The sequence below is a fragment of the Ralstonia sp. 110700041-2 genome, from assembly GCF_056280165.1.
This window is the reverse complement of sequence record NZ_JBSFAI010000014.1, coordinates 156343-175254: the sequence shown is the minus strand read 5'-3', so window position 1 is coordinate 175254 and position 18912 is coordinate 156343. Positions and strand designations below refer to the sequence as shown.

Sequence of the window (18912 nt, the reverse complement as noted above, 5' to 3'; positions counted from 1 at the left end):
GGAGAAGACACTGTTCGATCACCAGCAAGTAGCGTGCACGGCCCTTGGTTTTCGGTGGATGCCCTGATCGAAAAGCATTGGGACAGCCCGGTGCATCTGGCGGCTTCGGTCATGAGTGGTCACGCCAGTGCGGTGGCAGCACTGGCGCGGTTTGGCTCTGCTGCCCAGGGTGACCCCATCTATGACGCTGGCGTGCAATTGGGACGTTTGCTGCGAACCGCGTTCCTTGCCGACTACTTTGTTAAGGACGCTTTCAGGAATGAATTGCGCCGGGTGCTCAACCGGGGGGAGGCGGTCAACGCCCTCAAGCGCGCCATTTACACCGGCCGGATCAGCCCGGCACAGGCCAAACGTGTGGACGAAATGCAGGCTGTGGCCGACGCGTTGAGTCTGCTGGCCAACATCGTCATGGCGTGGAACACGTCACAAATGCAGGCTGTTCTGGATCGCTGGTCGAACCGCCGCCAGGCCATTCCGCCGGAACTGATCGGAAAAATTGCTCCCACCAGGCTGGAAAGCATCAACCTGCGAGGCGTGTTCCGCTTTCCTGTTGACCGTTATGCCGACCAAATCCTGCCCTCGCGGCAGGGAGCACCGATAACTGGCACCAACGGATGAAACCGATCACGGTTTGACGCCACGAATCGCAGATTTGAAAGTGAACAGGAAAGTCAATGAAATCAACGATCTACCAACACCACCTCCGCGCCAGTGCTAGCTTTTCGTACCGTCACTTATTGCACTGAAAACGAGGGGACCCCCCAATGGACCAGGCGGGCTTTTTTTCACACTTAGAGGCTGAAGAAACAGAGTGTGGTACAACAAACACCAAAGCAACTCAGGGGGGTGAAATGAAGAAAAATGGGTGGCTGCACTCGCTACGGCGTCACTTCTGATCCCTGGTATATCGTCAGCGAGTGATTGGTATGCTTATTCGAGTGACAGTGATGCAAGGCACTTGATCGACATTTCCAGTCTTGTCGTTAAGCCCGACGGCACTCGCTTGGCGTGGGTGGCGCATATCTTCAATAAGCCTCAAGAAGCACCTAATCACAAGCGCTACGCCAAGCTTTCCACGAGAGTGCTCGTCGATTGCGGACAAAGGAAATTGGCTTTGCTTTCTACCTATTTCTACGACGGCAAAGGTACTCTTGTTCAAGGCACATCATTCGATTTCATAAAACTGGTAGACGTACCTCCCGACTCAAATGGAGAAACATTAATGCGCGCAGTCTGCGCGGCGTCTCCACGGTAAGCGCGTAGCCTTAGCCTGAGTAAAACCCGCCTGTCGTAGGACACGGCGGGTTTTTTTGCCTCTGACGTGATTAAGAGCGAGCCGTTTTGATCTGCGGACGTTGCGAGAATATTTTAATGCATGTATTGTCATGTCACGCAACATGCTGATTTATTGGGATCGGTTTCGCCTGACCCCAAACTACTTACAGATCCACTCACGCTTTAAGGCAACCCATGTCCACGTACGCAGAGTTAATGCAGCAGATCAACGATCTCAAGGTGCAAGCCGAGCAACTTCGAATTCGCGAGCGCGACCAGTTCATTGCTGAAGTGCGCGAGAGAATCCACGCGTACGAGATCACCCCCGCAGACTTGTTCGGAAAACCCAAGGGCGTCAAGGTAGTCGGGACGGTCGCGGTCAAATACCGGGACACCAACGGGAACGTCTGGTCCGGCCGCGGAAGGCAACCGTTCTGGCTGGTCAAGGCGCTGGCGGGGGGGAAGAAGCGCGAGGACTTTCTAGTTTCCTGAGCCCTTACATCTTCACGCTATCCAATGGCATCGCGTAAAAACGCTACGCCATACTTTACAAAGTCACGCAACGCTCTATAATAAGCCACATCGAGTTTGACTGGGCCGAGCGCGTGAGCGTCGAGGAAATGGCCCAAAGCTGATGCGGGTAAACGTCGCGCAAGACCGCATCTAACCCCCGGACATGGACGCCTGGCGGGACAGCGAAACAGTCCAGGTCGGGTCTCGGATCCGACGCTGCCGAGCCTGGGGAAAGGCCCTCCGCGGACGCGGATCAAGGGCGGCACAACCAGGTGCACATCTGGCGCCGGAGCGAGTAACCGGCCATCCCTTACGCGAGGAGTCGATCCGCCGGGCCTGTCGGACAGCCTGGCGGGGATCCCAGGGACCGACTTAACCGGGGCGCTTCGCTGGGCTGAAGAACCGGGGATTGGGCATAGCAAAACCCAGCATCCTCATGCATGGCGATTGCCGACTTGGGCTTGATGCCGTAGGGACTGGCCTGCAGAGCGGGAAAACAGTCGCCAGCCGTGAGGGAACGCGCGGGCTGACGCGCAAGGGTCGGGCGGCACGAAACCTTTCCGCGCGAGAGCCGCGACTAGCGGAAGCCAGACAGAGCTCAGCACTGGCCCCTCAACCTTCACGCATGGCGATTCGCTGAAAGTCGGCTACCCCAGTCCCGCCGACTACATGCCGGCCCGCGCAAGCCGGATGAGCTTGGGATCGAGTCGCCAGCCGTGAGGGAACGCGCAGTGGTGATGCGCTGTACCGGTAGACGGGCGACGCGCGTCTGAAAGCCGCAAGCGGGCCTCGCGTGAGCCGCGCAAGCCGGGATACACACCTCCGGCCCCTCACCCCAAACCGGCCGCACGATAGGGCGGACGCTGGAACCCGTCACCAGCGCAGCAAGACGGCAGTGAAAGCCTGCGCCGGAGACGTAACCGGCACCAATACCGATGGTGGCGCTCAGCATGTATAGACGCGCCATTTTTTTGGCCCCAAACAGCATTAATACACGCATCCGGCACTTTTTATTGTTTCGACGATGACCACCACCCCCAAATCCCTGCGCGCCCGTGTCGAAGAGGTCGTGCGCGAAGCTGGCGGACAGTATTCGCCGGGCCTGCGCGTGGCGCTGCCTGCAAGCCAGGTGCTTGAAATCGCTGGAGCGCTCGAGCGCGGCGTGCCGTCGCCCGAGGACGCGGCGCGCACAAAAGCGGCGCGCAGGGAAATCAAGAGCGAGTTGCATTCCGAGTTGGCCGCGGGCCTGAATCTGATGCGGGCGGCGATCGCCAAGCGCATTGGCGAGGCTGACGGCGACATGCGCGCGGCCATCCTGGCTAACGCGATGCTCGACGCGACGGAATCCGCCGTGGAAGAAGCAGGGTACTTCGCGACCAACACGACGCTGCAGCGCGCCGCCGTGGACCGGTACATCGAGCGTGTCGCGATCGCGTTCGGAGCGCTGGAGCGGCTGCATGCCTTCGCCAAGGCCCAGCTGCCGGAACCCATCGATCCGGCCATCGCTCCCGCAGCCATGGCCGTGAAAGACCTGGATCTGTCCACACGCACGCATAACTGCTTGCGGCTGGAAGGCATCAAGACGCTGGCTGACCTGATGGGCTGCCGCGCCGATGAATTGCTGCGCATTCCGAACCTCGGGCGTAAGGGGCTGGCGGAAATCGAGCACGAACTGGCGGCACGCGGCTTCCAGCTGGCCACGAGCCGCAATCAAGCCGGAGCTCGTTGATGATCGCAATCGACCTGTTCGCCGGCGCTGGCGGATTCTCGGAGGGGGCCAAGCTGGCCGGGGTGCACGTCGCTTGGGCAGCCAACCATTGGCCACTCGCCGTGCAATTTCACGCAGCCAACCATCCCGGCACGTCGCACAAATGCCAGGACCTGCAGCAGGCCGACTGGCGGGATGTTCCGCGCCACGACATACAGCTGGCGTCTCCGGCGTGCCAAGGTCACAGTCCGGCACGCGGCAAGGAACGGCCGCACCACGATGCGCTACGCAGCACGGCATGGGCCGTGGTCAGCTGCGCTGAATACCATCGCAGCCCGATCGTCCTGGTAGAGAACGTCCCGGGCTTCAGGGACTGGACTCTATACCCGGCTTGGGAACACGCGATGCGCAGTCTGGGCTACAGCGTGTCCCCGCATCTGGTGGATGCCGCCGATCATGGCGTGCCGCAGCACCGCGAGCGGCTGTTCCTGGTCTGCACCCAGAGCAAGGCTCCGCTGCAGCTGCGCCTGCCGCGCCGCGAGCACGTCTCCATTGGCAGCGTGATCGATTGGGACGCTCACACATGGACGCCCATCGACAAGCCCGGCCGCAGTCCGAAAACCTTGCAGCGCACCGAGGCCGGCCGCGCTGAATTCGGCTCGCGCTTCGTCGCACCCTACTACAGCAGCGGCAGTGGTTTGAAAGGCCGCAGCATCCACCGACCCATCGGGACCATCACCACACGCGACCGCTGGGCGGTGATCGACGGTGATCGCATGCGGATGTTGCAGGTCCCCGAGATCAAGGCGGCAATGGGCTTTTCGCCCGACTACACGCTGCCGGCAACCAAGAAGGAAGCCATGCACATGCTGGGCAATGCCGTGTGCCCGCAAGTTGCCGCCGATCTGCTGAACGCGCTGCGCAACGCCGCGTAGACAAGGGCGTCCCATGACGAACACTACCGAGAGCACACACACCATGCCGCGCATCTACCTCGCTGGTCCTGATCTGTTCTTCCCGGATGCCGAAGCGCGCTACGACGCGCTGAAGGATCTGTGCGCACGCTATGGACTCGAAGGCGTCGCGCCGACGGATGGCCAGACCTTCCCCATCGAGCCAACTGCGGCCTGTGCGCGCCGCATTCGCGAGCACGACCTTTCGCAGCTGCGCAGCGCGGACGCCGTGCTCGCCAACATTACGCCGTTTAACGGTCTGGAGCCGGACTCGGGCACGGCCTACGAAATTGGCTTTGCTGCCGCGCTCGGGATGCCTGTCGTCGCGTACTGCCTCGATGGCCTGGACACTCGAACCCGAACGCTGCGCGCGGGGCGGCTGCTCAATGTGCATGGTCGTGATGATGAGGGCCTGCTCGTCGAGAACTTCGGGCTACACGCCAATCTGATGCTGTGCGCAGAACATCCAACGTTTTCTTCGGCGGATGAGGCAGTTCGCGCTCTCGCCGAGATCCTATTTGGCGCTGCGCAAGCCGCTGCCTGAAGCCATTACCGCTCAATGGGCGCCTGGCGCAGCAGCCGTTTTGCAGGCGGCAAGCTGTGAAGCAGGGGGAGCCAGGCGCCCACCCTTCAATGCTCGTAGATAGCCGATGGATACAACTCTCGAAGAAGCACAAGCCGCTGCCGCCAGATTTGCGGACGAAAGCTGCTTACCCCAAACCGTCTACCTCTTGAAGGACTCCGGCGGCTGGTGGCACACCAATCCGCTGGCCAGCTTGCTGGTGTCGGCCGAAGTCTTCGTGACCGTGCTGCCACTGCGCTACTTCGCGTGAGATCTGAAATGGGAGTCCAACTTCGCTTGAGATGACAGGGGACGCTTCATGGCGGAAAACACAAACATTGCATGGTGCGATCACACCTTCAATCCGTGGGAAGGTTGTCAGAAGGTTGGCCCCGGCTGCGACCACTGCTACGCGGAGACGCGAAATGCTCGATTCAGTGGCGGTACGTCCGTCAATTGGGGGCCTGGCGCGCCGCGTCGGCGCACTTCGGCTGCCAACTGGAGAAAGCCGATAGCCTGGAACAGGAATGCTGGCGAGTTTTACGCCCAACACGGGCGAAGGCAGCGCGTCTTCTGCGCGAGCCTCGCCGACGTGTTCGACAACGCAGTCGATCCGACGTGGCGCGAGGATCTATTCGCTCTGATCCGCGCAACCCCAAATCTTGACTGGCTGCTGCTCACAAAACGCATCGGCAATGTACCCAGCATGGTTTCGCTTATTCCGGGCTGGCTGCCAGAAAACGTCTGGCTCGGCGCCACGATCGTCAACCAGGCCGAGGCCGATCGCGACATCCAGAAGTTACTCGAGACGCCCGCGCGCGTGCACTTCCTGTCGATCGAGCCGATGCTTGGGCCGATCAACCTGGAGAGCGTGGCGTGGCCGTCGATAGCCGAGCATCGCGTCGATGCGCTACGAGGAGGCTACTGGAACAAGGCGGGCGTGCTGGCCTGTGGGCCGGCCGCGGGTCTTGGCGAACCTCGCGGCGGATTCACGAACCACAGCGATATGCCGGGGCGCATCGACTGGGTGATCGTCGGCGGAGAGAGCGGTCCTGGCGCGCGGCCAATGCACCCGGACTGGGCTCGAGATCTGCGTGACCAGTGCGTGTCGGCCGGCGTGCCCTTTCTCTTCAAGCAATGGGGGGAGTTTGTGCCGGGCTCTGGCGACTTCGGTGCTGGGCAATACGTCACAGCGGCTGTTGCACGCGACGGTCGCATTGTCCCAGGTGGATTTGACGCGGCCGCCTATCCGCGCGGCGCAACTTCCGCAGACGGCTGGGCAATGGTCCATCGGGTTGGGAAGAAGGCGGCCGACCGCCTGCTCGACGGCGCCCAGCACGACCAATTTCCGCATGTGCGCTCGTGAGGAATAGCCATGCCTTGCTACATCGAACGAACGAAGGACGGCGGCGTGATGTTCCTGTGCGGCGACCTTGGGCCGCATTGCGCAGCCGATAAATGCTGCGCGCTGGGCGTCAATTTGTGCGATTTCCCCGTAGGCGAGGGCAAGACCTGCGACTTGCCACTGTGCAACAGCCACGGCTACGAGGTTGCGCCGAACGTGCACTACTGCCCCGGCCATCTCATTCTGTGGAACGCATACCGAGAATCTGGCGCGGTTGAGCGCGAGCTTTCCAACGTGGTTCCGCTTGGGCGGACGCCGAAGCCGGAATGAGCAAGTAATCCGTCTGCCAACACCATCATCCAACGCACGCATGCAAACGCTCTTACCGCTCAACTTCGTTCCGCGCACGCCACCCGCTTCTTTCTGGCAGCCGGTCAGCGCAAAGACGGACTTGCCGCCCGTGACCACCACGCCGGAGGTTGCCGCCGCGCTCTCTCGCGACTGCGTGGTCGCCGTGGGCGTGAGCGGCGGCAAGGATTCAGTCGCGTGCGCGCTCGCCACCGCGCGCTATTTGGGGTAGTCGTCCTTTCCGTGCAAAATCTGGCGGTTTAGGTGGGATTTCCCTTTCAGATCAACGGCTTGGGAATTCAGCATTTTCCTGGGCGCTGTCCTTTTCGTGCGAAATCTGGCGGTTTCCCTGCGTCGTGGCGACACGGCTCGGCGCTGCAGGTGCCATATTCACTGCGCAGTAAATAAGCCGGTTTCAGCGAAAGTTGGGCCACCGTCTCACTTCGGAGCGCCGGGCGGAGGCGGACATCATCAGTTTGCCGCATCGGCCAGGCCGAGCCTCGCCCGATATTCAGTCAACAACACCTGCTGGGCTTCGAGTCGGGCGTTGCCCTTGGCCAACTCGCCGGCCAGGCGTTCGCGTTCGGCGCGTTCGGTGGCTAGTTCATCCGCCTGCTGTTGCGCCGCAGATCGCAGCGCATCTCGTTCCGCTTCGGTGCGCGCTTGATCGACGCGCGCTTGGTTCAGGTTGACGCGAGCCTGTTCTGCCTGCGTTTCCAATTCTCGGATGCGTTTGCCCGAGGCGGCAAGTTCCGCGACCAGCCGAGCGCTGTCCTTGTTCAGTTGCGTGATCTCCCCCTGCTTGATGATCAGCGTCTGATTGGCCTGTCGGGCTTCCGCCTGCAGTTGCTGGACCTGCTGCTCATGCCGGCGCGCATCCTGATCGCGCTGTTCCCTGCTGGCATTGCGGAAGTGCTCCAGTGATTGATGAGCGTGCTGTAGCTTGTCCTCCAGCGAGCGCCGAAAACTTTCATGTTCTGCCAACCGGGTGCCGAGGTCCTGGACCTGCTGTGCCGAGCGTTCAGCCTCAATCGCGCGCTGCTGCAGCGCTGTCTGCGTGTCAGCGTGCGCGGCCCGCACGCTGGCGAGTGTGCTCTGCGCCTGTTCCAGTTCGGCGCGAAGTGCGACCACATCCGTGGCCAGCTTGTCGACTTCGGCACGAACGAGCTGGCGCTGGGCCGTGGCGGCCGCCGCCTGCTGATCGACCACCGCCTGCGCTTCTTCATGCAACCGCGCCGCCAATCTGCCCACCAGATCCAGGATGGCGTCGGAGGTCGAGCCAGCGCGGTTCAGCGCCGCGCCTTCCTCTTCTTCCAGCTCCTTGAGATAGCGATGGATCGTCGTTTTCGAGCCCGTGTTGCCCAACGCGATACGTATCGCATCGATCGACGGGTGCTGCCCCTGGGCGAGCAGCGAATCGCGGGCACGCTTGATGTCAATACGACTGAGTCCGGCGCGGGCCATGGCTCTCCTACAATTTCATACCGTATTACATACTATGTATATACGTACCAAAAGAAGGCGTCAAGTTGGCTGTGAAATGCGGAAATCTCACAAGTGATAATGGCGGATTATCACGTGTGAGAGGTGTCATGGCGCCCTGGTGGTCCCCAATCCGGTACGAAACGCGCCGGATGTAGTGATGAAGGCCGCGTATTCTCGGTGCTGCCCAATTGCGGGACGGGGCAGTTGGCCTACCGCGATTGCCGGTGCCTTCTGAAGCCACCCGGGGGTATTTGCATGCGCGAGCCGTATACAGGGCAACCACCAAGGAGATCAGCAATGGCCGACCTCGACCAATGGCTCGCCGACGCAGCCAGGATCACCCATGAAGCACCGTCTGCGGTAAGTACCGCGCGCATCCAGCAACGGCTTGCAGCCGAGCCCGCGCCCGACGTGCTGGTCGCCCGCTATGATGCGCGGCGTGCCATGCTGTGCGCCGCCATCGCTGCGCTGGTGGCCTTCACGGTGATCGACCGCGTGGCGACCGCCGTCTTGAACAAGCCGGGCCCAACCTGGGTTGCCACACCGTCTGCCGCTTCTCCGTTTGGCCTGCTGATCGGTGAATGATGACGCCACGCACCCGACGTCTTTCCCTCTCAACGCTAGCCGGCGCTCTGGTGGGGGTGGCCATTGCCGGCGCCGTCGTCTTCCTGTCGCACCCATCGCAGGAGCACCGGACCGACCTGCACGAGATGCTCCACGAGGCGGTGCCGCTGGACGCCAACGAGCGTGAAATTCTCGACATGAAGGAACAGGCCTTCGCCCAACGCCGCCGGGAGATCGAAACCCGGCTGCGCACGGCCAACGGTCAACTCGCTGACGCGATTGCCAAGAATCCCACGTGGTCGCCAGAGGTCGAGGCGGCCACCCAGGAAGTGGAACGCGCGGCTGCCGATTTGCAGCGGGCCACGCTGGTCCACGTTTTCGAGATGCGCGCGGGCCTGAAGCCCGAGCACCGGCCTGCTTATGACCGCGTGCTGGTTGATGCGCTTCGCCGTGGTTCGCAGTGACCAGTACGGAAGCGGACGGCGTGCTCGCCCGGCGCGCCGCTCGGGGAGATCACCATGCGTTTGGCATCCTGGTGCGGCGGCATAGCCCCGCCCTGGCGCAGGCTGGCCGCAGCTTTGGCATTCCGGAAACCGATATCGACGATGTCGTGCAGGACACCTTTGTTGCAGCTTGGCGCGCGCTGGGGGACTACGACGAGGCTCGACCGTTCCGTGCCTGGCTGTTCCACATCGGGCTCAACAAGATGCGTGACCTGCGCCGTTTCCGGCGCGTGCGGCACTTCCTGTTCGGCGCGGAGGATCTGACGGACCCCGAACGCCCTGCCTTGGCCGATCCAGACCCGGGCCCGGAGCGCCGTGCTTCTGCCCGGCGCGAATTGGCACGCGTCGTGGCTGTCCTGGACGGGCTCGATGCGAACTCGCGGGAAGCCATTGTTTTGACCGCCATCGTCGGCATGTCGCAGCCGGAGGCGGCTGCCGCACTTGGCATGACGCCGAAGGCCATTGAGGGGCGCATTGGCCGCGCCCGTGCCAAGCTGGCTGCCTTGATCGACGCCCGCAGCACCGAATAATTTCGACGGGCGCGAGGGGGTGCCGCGCTGGGCGCCGTATTGACCAATCTGTGCCGTCTTCGGCTTCTGCTTCCCTCAAGAAATCCGGCGATGACCCGCGTGTCCTCTTTCCATACCCTCAGCGTGCTTGCCGCATCGCTGGCCTTGTCCGCCGCATCTGGTTGGGCGGCCGAGGCACCGCCCTTTACAGAATTGCTGCAGCAGTCGCTCGCCCACGCGCCCGCGATGCGCGTGCAGGCCGCCAACGTCTTGGCCGCTGGCGCCGATGCCGCCCAGGCGCGCGCGTGGCCCAACCCTCGTGCGGAGTCGGTGTTCGAGAATCTGGGGGCTCCGCAGAGCGATGGCGTGAGCCAGCGCCAGAACACCTTTTCCATCACACAGCCGATTGAGATCGGCGGCAAGCGTGGCGCACGCATCGAAGCCGGGCAGCGCGGCTTCGCCGCCGCACAAGCGCGCGAGCATCAAACGCAGATCGCGTACGCGGCTGAATTGGCGACCGCCTATGCGACGGCAGAGGCCATGCTGGCGCGAAAGTCCTTGGCTGCGGAAGACCTCGGGCGCGCGCGCGAGGAGCTTCGCGTGGCCCGCGCGCTAGTCCAATCCGGCAAGGAAGCTGCGTTGCGCGTGTCCCAGGCGCAAGCCAGCGTCGCCGCCGCCACTGCGGCTGAACATGCGGCTGGCGCGGACGCGACGCAAGCGCTGGAGCAGTTGGCTGCCTTGGCCGGCTCTGACGAGCCCTACACCCGTCTGGCTGGCTCGCTTCTGTCCACATCGGCGGCACCTCCCGCCTCGTCGGGCGCGGCGGACGAAGCCCCCGCTGTCGTCACGGCGCAAGCCGAGCGAGACGTGATAAGCGCCCAGGTCGAGGTCGAGCGCAAGAAGTGGGTTCCCGAGGTTGGCGTCAGCGCAGGCGTGCGCCGCTACGGCTGGACGAATGCCAGTGGCTACGTCGTGGGCCTGTCGGCCACGATTCCACTGTTTGACCAGAACACGCACGCGGTGACCGCTGCGGTCGAGCGTGCCGCCGCCGCAGAAGCCAGGCTGGACACCGTGCGCCTGGAAGCATCTGCGGCAAAACGATCCGCCCAGGCTCAGGCTGCGGCTTCGGAAAAACGCCTCGCCGCAGCGGCGGAAGGCGAACGCGCAGCCGCCGAAGCCTATCGCCTGGGCCGTCTCGGCTACGACGCCGGCAAGACCCCGTTGATTGAACTGCTCGCCGTCCGGCGCGCGTTGTTTGAAGCAAGGCAACTCACGATTGACGCGCGCCTCGCGCGCGTACGCGCGTTGGCCGCACTGGCACAGGCTGACGGCCGCCTGGCTTTTGAGGAAGCTCGATGATGAAAGACAACCTCCGCTCGGCCAACTGGCCGCTGATCGCCGGGATTGCCGGGGTGGCCGCCCTGGTGGGGTTCGGTGTGGCGCGCGGGCTTGTGCCCAGTCATTCTGCGGCGCCAGCGGCCAAGACAGCCGCCGCGCCCGAAAAAGCCGCCCCCACTGAGGTCAAGGTTCCCCTCGAATACCTGGCCACCGCCAACATCGCGGTCGAGCCGGTGGCCACGGCTGGCGTGGGCGCGGAGATCCTTGCGCCCGCCACGGTGGTCGCCGCGCCGGGCAGCGAGGCCGTGATCATTGCCCGCGCGTCGGGTGCTGTCCAGCGGATCAACCGCCGGCTTGGTGAGGTCGTGCGTGCGGGCGACGTGCTGGCCCTGGTGGACAGCCCGGAGGCGGCCGCGATGGCTGCAGAGCGCCGGGTGGCCGCCGCCAGGGCCGATTTGGCGCGCAAGACCTACGCACGAGAAGCCGCACTGTACGAGCAAGGCGTCACGCCGCGTCAGGAGATGGAAGCGGCCAAGGCCGCGCTCGAAGTCGCCAATGCCGAGGCGCAGCGCGCAGCGACCGTGGCGCAATCCGCGCATCTTGCCAGCGACGGTCGCTCGGTCGCGGTGACCAGCCCCATTGCCGGCAGGGTGACGGCGCAATCCGTCACGCTGGGCGCCTTCGTGCAGCCTCAGGCCGAACTGTTCCGGGTCGCAGGCAGCGGCACGGCACAGGTGGAGGCTTCGGTCACGGCCGCTGATACCGCCCGCGTGGCGGCCGGCGACACTGCGGTGATCTTGCTGGGCAGCGGCTCGCCCGTGCCCGCCGTGGTGCACTCGGTGACGCCGACGGTGAACAGCAGCGCCCGCACCGCGACTGTGGTCCTGACGCCCACGCAAGCGCTGGACAAGCTGGTGATCGGCGAAGGCGTGCAGGTGCGCCTGCAAACGCGCACGAGCGGCCCCGCTGCCCTGTCGGTGCCGGAGGATGCCGTGCAGAACCTGGACGGGCGCGACGTGTTGTTCGTTCGCACGCCGCAGGGGTTCCGGCCCCAGCCAGTGCTGGTGGGCATCCGCAGTGGCGGGTCCGCCCAGATTCTCTCGGGTGCGCGCGCCGGTGAACAGGTGGCGACGCGCAACGCCTTCCTGCTCAAGGCCGAGATGAACAAAGGCGCCGGGGACGACGAATGATCGGCAGCATTCTGAACGGCGCGGTCCGGCTGCGCTGGCTCGTGTTGTTCCTGACGGCGGTGGTGGCGACAGTCGGCGCCTGGCAGCTCAACCTGCTGCCGATCGACGTCACGCCCGACATCACCAACAAGCAGGTCCAGATCAATACCGTGGTGCCGACGCTCAGCCCGGTGGAGGTTGAGAAACGTGTGACCTATCCGATCGAGACCGCGTTGTCCGGCTTGAACGGTGTGGAGAGCACGCGTTCGTTCTCGCGCAACGGCTTCAGCCAGGTCACGGTGATCTTCAAGGAGAGTGCCAACCTCTACTTCATGCGCCAGCAGGTGTCGGAGCGGCTGGCGCAGGCGCGCCCGAGCCTGCCCGAAGGGGCCGAGCCGCAAATGGGACCGGTATCGACCGGCCTGGGTGAGGTGTTCCACTACAGCGTGGAATATGCCCACCCTGATGGCAAAGGCGCAACGATCAAGGATGGGCTGCCCGGCTGGCAGAGCGACGGCAGCTTTCTGACGGACCGGGGAGAACGGCTGACCGATCAGGTCTCCAAGCTCGCCTATCTGCGCACGGTGCAGGACTGGATCGTCCGGCCGCAACTGCGCACCACGCCCGGTGTGGCCGACGTGGATTCCCTGGGCGGCTACGTCAAGCAGTATGTGGTCGAGCCCGACGCGGCCAAGCTGGCGGCCTACGGCATCTCGTATGCTGAACTGGCGCGGGGGCTGGAAGACGCCAACCTCTCGGTCGGCGCCAACTACATCCGGCGCTCGGGCGAGTCGTATCTCGTGCGCGCGGACGCCCGCATCCGCTCGGTGGACGAGATTTCACGCGCGGTCATTGCGCAACGGCAGAACGTGCCGATCACGGTCGGCCAGGTTGCTGTCGTCAAGGTCGGGGGCGAACTGCGCTCCGGGGCAGCCAGCCGCAACGGCTATGAAACTGTGGTCGGCAGTGCGTTGATGCTGGTGGGCGCCAACAGCCGCACGGTGGCGCAAGCGGTGGGCGACAAGCTCAAGCAGATCGAAAAGACGATGCCGCCGGGCGTGGTGATCGTGCCGACGCTGGACCGCTCGCAACTGGTTGTGGCCACCATCGAAACCGTGGCGAAAAATCTGACCGAAGGCGCGTTGCTGGTGGTGGTGATCCTGTTCCTGCTGCTGGGCAACGTGCGGGCGGCGACCATCGCGGCGCTGGTCATTCCGCTGTCGCTGCTGATCAGCGCAATCGGTATGAACGCGCTGGGCATTTCCGGCAACCTGATGAGCCTGGGCGCACTGGACTTTGGCCTCATCATCGACGGTGCCGTCATCATCGTCGAGAACACACTGCGCCGGCTGGCCGAACGCCAGCACCGGGAGGGCCGCCTGCTGACGCTGCGCGAACGGCTGGACGAAGTGGTGCTGTCGTCGCGCGAGATGGTCCGCCCCACGGTCTATGGCCAGCTCGTCATCTTCCTGGTTTTCCTGCCGTGCCTGACCTTCCAGGGCGTCGAGGGCAAGATGTTCTCGCCGATGGTCATCACACTGATGCTGGCGCTGGCGTCAGCCTTCGTGCTGTCGCTGACCTTCGTGCCGGCCATGATCGCGGTGCTGATGCGCAAACAGGTCGCAGAGAAGGAAGTGCGGGTGATCGCGGCCACCAAGCAGCGGTATCGCCCGTGGCTGCAAGCAGCGGTAAGGCGTCCGCTGCCTTTTCTTGGGGCGGGTGCGCTTACGCTCGCGCTGGCCGCCGTGGCCTTTGCCTTCGTCGGCCGCGAGTTCATGCCGACGTTGGACGAACAGAACCTGAACCTCTCGTCCGTGCGCATTCCGTCGACGTCGATCGACCAGTCGGTGGCCATCGACTTGCCGCTGGAGCGGGCGGTGATGACGCTGCCGGAAGTGAAGACGGTCTACTCGAAGGCCGGTACCGCCAGCCTGGCGGCAGACCCGATGCCGCCCAACGCGTCCGACAACTACATCATCCTGAAGCCTAAGGACGAATGGCCGGCGGGGGTGACCACCAAGGAACAGGTGATCGAGCGCATCCGCCAGAAGACCGCCGCGATGGTCGGCAACAACTACGACGTGACACAGCCGATCGAGATGCGCTTCAACGAGCTGATCGGTGGCGTGCGCAGCGACGTGGCTGTGAAGATCTACGGTGAGGATCTGGATGAGCTCGCGGCCACGGCCCAGCGCGTTGCGGCGGTGCTGCGCAAGACGCCGGGTGCGGCCGACGTACGTGTGCCGCTTACCGGCGGCTTCCCGACCTTCGACATCGTGTTCGACCGGGCCGCGATTGCCCGCTACGGCCTGACCGTCAAGGAAGTGGCCGACACGCTGTCGACCGCACTGGCCGGCAAGGCGGCCGGTCAGGTGTTCGATGGCGACCGGCGCTTCGATATCGTGGTCCGCTTGGCCCGCGAGCAACGCGACAACCTCGATGTGCTTGGCGCGCTGCCGGTCATGCTGCCACAGGCTGATGGCCAACCACGCGCATCGGTACCGCTGCGTCAGTTGGTGCAATTCCGCTTCACCCAAGGTCTGAACGAAGTGAGCCGCGACAACGGCAAGCGGCGCATCTACGTGGAGGCCAACGTGGGCGAGCGCGACCTGGGCAGCTTCGTCGACGATGCTGCCAAGCGCATCGCCAACGAGGTCAAGCTGCCGACCGGCTCGTGGATCGAATGGGGCGGGCAGTTCCAGAATCTCCAGGCGGCGACGAAGCGCCTGGCGATCATCGTGCCGGCGTGCTTCATCCTGATCGCGGCCACGCTCTATCTGGCGATCGGCAGCGCCATGCTGACGGCGACGGTATTGACCGCCGTGCCGCTCGCGCTCGCCGGCGGCGTGTTTGCGCTGCTGCTGCGCGGCATGCCGTTCTCGATCTCCGCTGCCGTCGGGTTCATTGCCGTGTCGGGGGTGGCGGTGCTCAACGGGCTCGTGCTCATCTCGGCCATCCGCAAGCGCCTGAAAGATGGCATGGCGCCCGATGCGGCAGTCGTCGAAGGGGCCATGGAACGGGTGCGGCCTGTGCTGATGACGGCGCTGGTTGCCTCGCTCGGCTTCGTGCCGATGGCGATTGCGACGGGTACCGGCGCCGAGGTGCAGAAGCCGCTGGCGACGGTGGTGATCGGCGGCCTGGTCACCGCCACCGTCCTGACACTGTTCGTGCTACCCGCGCTCTGCGGGCTGGTGTTGCGGCGGCAGGCCCGCCGCGAGTCGGGTGACCAGGGGGTACTCGAAGCGCAGCCATAACGGGGGGCAGCCGTATTGATGTAGCGATCTCTACATCATTGCAGCGTCGCATACGGCAATCTAAGCTGCCGTCATGACTGCCCCTCTCGATTCCTGGCTCCTGCTGATCGTCAGCCTGCCAACCGCGAGCGCAACCGCGCGCATGCGCGTCTGGCGCGCGCTCAAGGCGCTGGGCTGTGCCGCCCTGCGCGACGGCGCCTACTTATTGCCTGCCCACGCGGAACAAGCCCCCCAGTTGCGCGAGTTGGCCGACGAAGTCGTACGGGAAAACGGCCAAGCCTGGCTGCTGCACGTCCAGGCCCCAGGGCCGGATGAGGCGGCGATCTATCAGGCCCTATTCGACCGCACCCCTGATTACACGGACTGGTTGGCCGAGCTGTCGGATGCCCGCAAGACGCTCCCCGGCCTGGCCGCGGCGGAACTCAACCGCCTGCACCGTCGGCACGCCCGCACCTATGAGGCCATCCGCAAGATCGACTTCTTCCCCAACGAGGCGTCGATCCGTGCGCAGGCGCAGTGGCGGGACTTTGCGGGCGCCGTCACTGCCGTTCAATCGCCGGGTGAGCCGCATGCGGCCGCCGGCAGCATCCCGCGCCGCGACCCTGCGCAGTATCAGGGCCGTATGTGGGCCACACGCCAGCATCTGTGGGTCGATCGCGTTGCCAGCGCCTGGCTGATCCAGCGCTTCATCGATCCGCACGCGCGCTTTCTCTGGCTGGAGAGCCCCGCCGATTGCCCGGCAGATGCGCTGGGCTTCGACTTTGACGGTGCGACCTTCACGCACGTCGGCGACCGGGTGTCGTTCGAGGTGCTGCTCGCCAGCTTCGGCCTGGACGGCAATCACGGGCTCGCCCGGCTCGGCGCGGTCGTGCACGCGCTGGACGTGGGCGGCACCACCGTGCCGGAAGCTGGCGGCTTCGAAGCCATCCTGGCCGGCGCTCGCAAACGACTGGCCGATGACGACGCGCTGCTGACAGAGATCGGCAGTGTGCTCGATTCCCTCTATGCCCACTTCTCCGGCAGCCGCAAACCAAGCTGACTTCACTGCACAACCATGATGAACACGACCCCATCCACCGCGCCCACGCCACCGCAGCCTCACCACGAACGCCCGTCCTACACGCTCTGGCAACTGGTGCTGTATTTTGTGCGGCTCGGCACCCTGGGCTTCGGCGGCCCCGTGGCGCTGGCCGGCTATATGCGCCGCGACTTGGTGGACGCGAAGCAATGGATCACCGAGGCTGACTACAAGGAAGGCCTCGCGCTTGCACAGTTGGCACCCGGCCCATTGGCCGCGCAATTGGCGATTTACCTCGGCTATGTGCATTACCGCATCCTCGGGGCAACGCTGATCGGCATCGCCTTCGTGCTGCCGTCGTTCCTGATGGTGGTGGCGCTGGGGTGGGCTTATGTGCGCTTCGGCGGCCTGACCTGGATGCAGTCGGTGTTCTACGGGGTCGGTGCGGCCGTGATCGGCATCATCGCCATCAGCGCTTACAAGCTGACGACCAAGAGCGTTGGCAAGGACAAGCTGCTGTGGGCGGTCTACCTGGTGCTGGCGGCCGTCACCGTCATCACGGAATCGGAAGTGGCCTGGCTGTTCCTGGCCGGCGGTGTGCTCGTCTGGTTCTGGCGCGCACCGCCCAAGTGGGTACGTCAGGGCAAGGTGAATGCGCTGGCCGCGACACCGCTGCCGGCGGCCAGCGGCATCTTCAGCTCAATCGACTGGCCGCTGCTGTCGCAGATCGGCGTGTTCTTTGCCAAAGCGGGCGCCTTCGTGTTTGGCTCGGGCCTGGCCATCGTGCCATTCCTCTATGGCGGCGTGGTCACCGAACACCACTGGCTCAACGATAAACAGTTCGTCGATGCGGTGGCCGTGGCAATGATCACGCCGGGGCCGGTGGTCATCACGGTGGGCTTCATCGGCTACCTGATCGCGGGCCTGCCCGGCGCTTGCGTAGCAGCGGCTGGCACGTTCTTGCCGTGCTACCTGTTCACCATCCTGCCGGCGCCGTACTTCAAGAAGTACGGCAAGCTGCCCGCCATCCTGGCGTTTGTCGACGGTGTCACAGCCGCCGCCGTGGGTGCCATTACCGGCGCGGTGATCGTGCTGGCCAAGCGCTCCATCGTCGATGTGCCGACGGTGTTGCTGGCGCTGGTGACGGTCGCGCTGCTGCTCAAGTTCAAGAAGCTGACGGAGCCGGTGATCGTGGCCGGCGCCGCGTTGATCGGCCTGGCGGTGTATCCACTGCTCCACCACTGAATCGGGCGAGACGACCATGACTACCCAAATGAAGCCGCTGGCATGCGATCCGACCAAGCTGTCCGGCTTGTCGGAGAAGCTGATCGCCAGCCACTACGAGAACAACTACGGCGGCGCCGTGAAGCGCCTGAATGCCATCGCGGCGGCGTTTGCGGCGCTCGATGTGACCACGGCTGCGGGGTTCGTGCTCAACGGCCTCAAGCGTGAAGAGCTGATCGCCACGAACTCCATGATCCTGCACGAGGTGTACTTCGACAGCCTTGGGGATGGCGGGCCGTTGGGGGGCAACCTGAAGGTTGCCATCGAACGCGATTTCGGCTCGGTCGAGCGCTGGCAGGCCGAATTCACAGCGATGGGCAAGGCGCTTGGCGGCGGCTCCGGCTGGGTGTTGCTGACCTACTCGCCGCGTGATGGGCGGCTCGTCAACCAGTGGGCAGCGGACCACACCCATACGCTGGCCGGCGGCACGCCAATCCTGGCGCTCGACATGTACGAGCACGCGTACCACATGGACTACGGCGCCAAGGCCGCGGCCTATGTCGACGCGTTCATGCAGAACGTGCACTGGGCGCGCGTCGCCGAGCGTCTGGCCACCGTGCAGCGGTAGTGCCTTTCCATCAACTAATCGCAGCGGAGGTTGTCATGCAGTGGATTACGCGCGAGCGCCCCAAGATCGATCGCATTGCCTGTCCCTGGCTGATCGCCCGCTTCATCGATGAGACGCCGGAGTTCCTCTATGTACCGTCGGGCGATGTGGTGCGCATCGCCAACGAACGTGGTGCGATTCCGTACGACATCCCTGGTGTGGAGCTTACGCATGTCGGCGAGCTGTGCAGCTTCGACGCCTTCCTCAACAAGTACCGCCTCGGCCAGGACGCCGCGCTGCAGCAGTTGGCCCGCATCGTGCGCGGCGCGGATACGTCGCGGCTGGACCTGACGCCGCAGTCCAGCGGGCTGTATGCCATCTCGCTCGGACTCTCGCAGGTGTATGCCGACGACCACGAGATGCTGGAGCACGGGCTGGTGATGTACGACGCCCTCTATGCGTGGTGCCAACGCTGCCAGGCCGAGACGCACAAGTGGCCTCCCAAGATGCCGGCCTGAACCGGCCAAGGAGACGAGC

General features: G+C 64.4%; 21 protein-coding genes. 20 read left to right on the top strand and 1 reads right to left on the bottom strand.

Annotated features, from left to right (window positions below):
* From ACUXH0_RS20440 to ACUXH0_RS20395, 10 genes are all read left to right on the top strand, one after another.
* On the top strand, window positions 1-618 hold a 618-nt coding region (locus ACUXH0_RS20440; protein WP_280818564.1), incomplete at its 5' end, for a Tn3 family transposase.
* A gap of 247 nt (window positions 619-865) precedes the next feature.
* A complete protein-coding gene (locus ACUXH0_RS20435) occupies window positions 866-1255 on the top strand; it encodes a surface-adhesin E family protein (protein WP_338051161.1) in 390 nt (129 codons plus the stop codon).
* 236 nt (window positions 1256-1491) lie between these two features.
* Complete coding sequence (locus ACUXH0_RS20430) at window positions 1492-1767, top strand: H-NS histone family protein (RefSeq protein ID WP_240480107.1); 276 nt, start codon at window positions 1492-1494, stop codon at window positions 1765-1767.
* A gap of 1045 nt (window positions 1768-2812) precedes the next feature.
* Entirely contained in the window at window positions 2813-3517 is a 705-nt protein-coding gene (locus ACUXH0_RS20425; RefSeq protein ID WP_024542472.1) for a DNA-directed RNA polymerase subunit alpha C-terminal domain-containing protein, read from the top strand.
* Entirely contained in the window at window positions 3517-4431 is a 915-nt protein-coding gene (locus ACUXH0_RS20420) for a DNA cytosine methyltransferase (RefSeq protein WP_024542471.1), read from the top strand. Before ACUXH0_RS20425 ends, ACUXH0_RS20420 begins: the two co-directional genes overlap by 1 nt.
* A gap of 13 nt (window positions 4432-4444) precedes the next feature.
* On the top strand, window positions 4445-4993 hold the full coding sequence (locus tag ACUXH0_RS20415; protein WP_052698655.1) for a nucleoside 2-deoxyribosyltransferase: 549 nt from the start codon (window positions 4445-4447) through the stop codon (window positions 4991-4993).
* 106 nt (window positions 4994-5099) lie between these two features.
* Window positions 5100-5282, top strand: a complete 183-nt coding sequence (locus ACUXH0_RS20410; protein ID WP_024542469.1) for a hypothetical protein — start codon at window positions 5100-5102, stop codon at window positions 5280-5282.
* A gap of 48 nt (window positions 5283-5330) precedes the next feature.
* Window positions 5331-6377 carry a phage Gp37/Gp68 family protein gene (locus ACUXH0_RS20405; protein WP_024542468.1) on the top strand — a complete coding sequence of 349 codons (1047 nt, stop codon included), beginning with the start codon at window positions 5331-5333 and terminating at the stop codon, window positions 6375-6377.
* Between the two features lie 9 nt (window positions 6378-6386).
* Window positions 6387-6686 carry a hypothetical protein gene (locus tag ACUXH0_RS20400; RefSeq protein WP_024542467.1) on the top strand — a complete coding sequence of 100 codons (300 nt, stop codon included), beginning with the start codon at window positions 6387-6389 and terminating at the stop codon, window positions 6684-6686.
* Between the two features lie 40 nt (window positions 6687-6726).
* Complete coding sequence (locus ACUXH0_RS20395; protein WP_126000476.1) at window positions 6727-6936, top strand: hypothetical protein; 210 nt, start codon at window positions 6727-6729, stop codon at window positions 6934-6936.
* Window positions 6937-7175: 239 nt separating this feature from the next.
* Here the strand turns inward: ACUXH0_RS20395 and ACUXH0_RS20390 are convergent, their stop codons facing one another.
* Window positions 7176-8168: a DNA-binding protein gene (locus tag ACUXH0_RS20390; protein ID WP_068768155.1), complete on the bottom strand. Its 993-nt coding sequence runs from the start codon at window positions 8166-8168 to the stop codon at window positions 7176-7178.
* A 318-nt stretch (window positions 8169-8486) separates the two neighbouring features.
* Here ACUXH0_RS20390 and ACUXH0_RS20385 point away from each other — a divergent pair, with 318 nt between their 5' ends.
* The 10 genes from ACUXH0_RS20385 to ACUXH0_RS20340 all read left to right on the top strand — a co-directional run bounded on the left by ACUXH0_RS20385 (window position 8487) and on the right by ACUXH0_RS20340 (window position 18893).
* Window positions 8487-8774 (top strand): CnrY/NccY family anti-sigma factor, encoded by a 288-nt coding sequence (locus ACUXH0_RS20385; protein ID WP_024542621.1) that lies wholly within the window; start codon window positions 8487-8489, stop codon window positions 8772-8774.
* A complete protein-coding gene (locus ACUXH0_RS20380; RefSeq protein WP_024542620.1) occupies window positions 8771-9217 on the top strand; it encodes a periplasmic heavy metal sensor in 447 nt (148 codons plus the stop codon). The genes ACUXH0_RS20385 and ACUXH0_RS20380 overlap by 4 nt, the downstream gene beginning before the upstream one ends.
* A complete protein-coding gene (locus ACUXH0_RS20375) occupies window positions 9214-9786 on the top strand; it encodes an RNA polymerase sigma factor (RefSeq protein ID WP_024542619.1) in 573 nt (190 codons plus the stop codon). The genes ACUXH0_RS20380 and ACUXH0_RS20375 overlap by 4 nt, the downstream gene beginning before the upstream one ends.
* Window positions 9787-9876: 90 nt before the next feature.
* A complete protein-coding gene (locus ACUXH0_RS20370) occupies window positions 9877-11124 on the top strand; it encodes a TolC family protein (RefSeq protein WP_024542618.1) in 1248 nt (415 codons plus the stop codon).
* The gene (locus ACUXH0_RS20365; protein ID WP_080693769.1) at window positions 11121-12293 is read left to right on the top strand and encodes an efflux RND transporter periplasmic adaptor subunit; all 1173 of its coding nucleotides are present in this window, start codon (window positions 11121-11123) and stop codon (window positions 12291-12293) included. Before ACUXH0_RS20370 ends, ACUXH0_RS20365 begins: the two co-directional genes overlap by 4 nt.
* Window positions 12290-15526 (top strand): CusA/CzcA family heavy metal efflux RND transporter, encoded by a 3237-nt coding sequence (locus ACUXH0_RS20360; protein ID WP_024542616.1) that lies wholly within the window; start codon window positions 12290-12292, stop codon window positions 15524-15526. The genes ACUXH0_RS20365 and ACUXH0_RS20360 overlap by 4 nt, the downstream gene beginning before the upstream one ends.
* A gap of 73 nt (window positions 15527-15599) precedes the next feature.
* On the top strand, window positions 15600-16565 hold the full coding sequence (locus tag ACUXH0_RS20355; protein WP_024542615.1) for a chromate resistance protein ChrB domain-containing protein: 966 nt from the start codon (window positions 15600-15602) through the stop codon (window positions 16563-16565).
* Window positions 16566-16583: 18 nt separating this feature from the next.
* A complete protein-coding gene (locus tag ACUXH0_RS20350; RefSeq protein ID WP_092582997.1) occupies window positions 16584-17789 on the top strand; it encodes a chromate transporter in 1206 nt (401 codons plus the stop codon).
* A 16-nt stretch (window positions 17790-17805) separates the two neighbouring features.
* Window positions 17806-18396, top strand: a complete 591-nt coding sequence (locus ACUXH0_RS20345) for a superoxide dismutase (protein ID WP_024542613.1) — start codon at window positions 17806-17808, stop codon at window positions 18394-18396.
* Between the two features lie 35 nt (window positions 18397-18431).
* Entirely contained in the window at window positions 18432-18893 is a 462-nt protein-coding gene (locus ACUXH0_RS20340) for a chromate resistance protein ChrB domain-containing protein (RefSeq protein ID WP_024542612.1), read from the top strand.
* The last annotated feature ends 19 nt before the right edge of the window (window positions 18894-18912 follow it).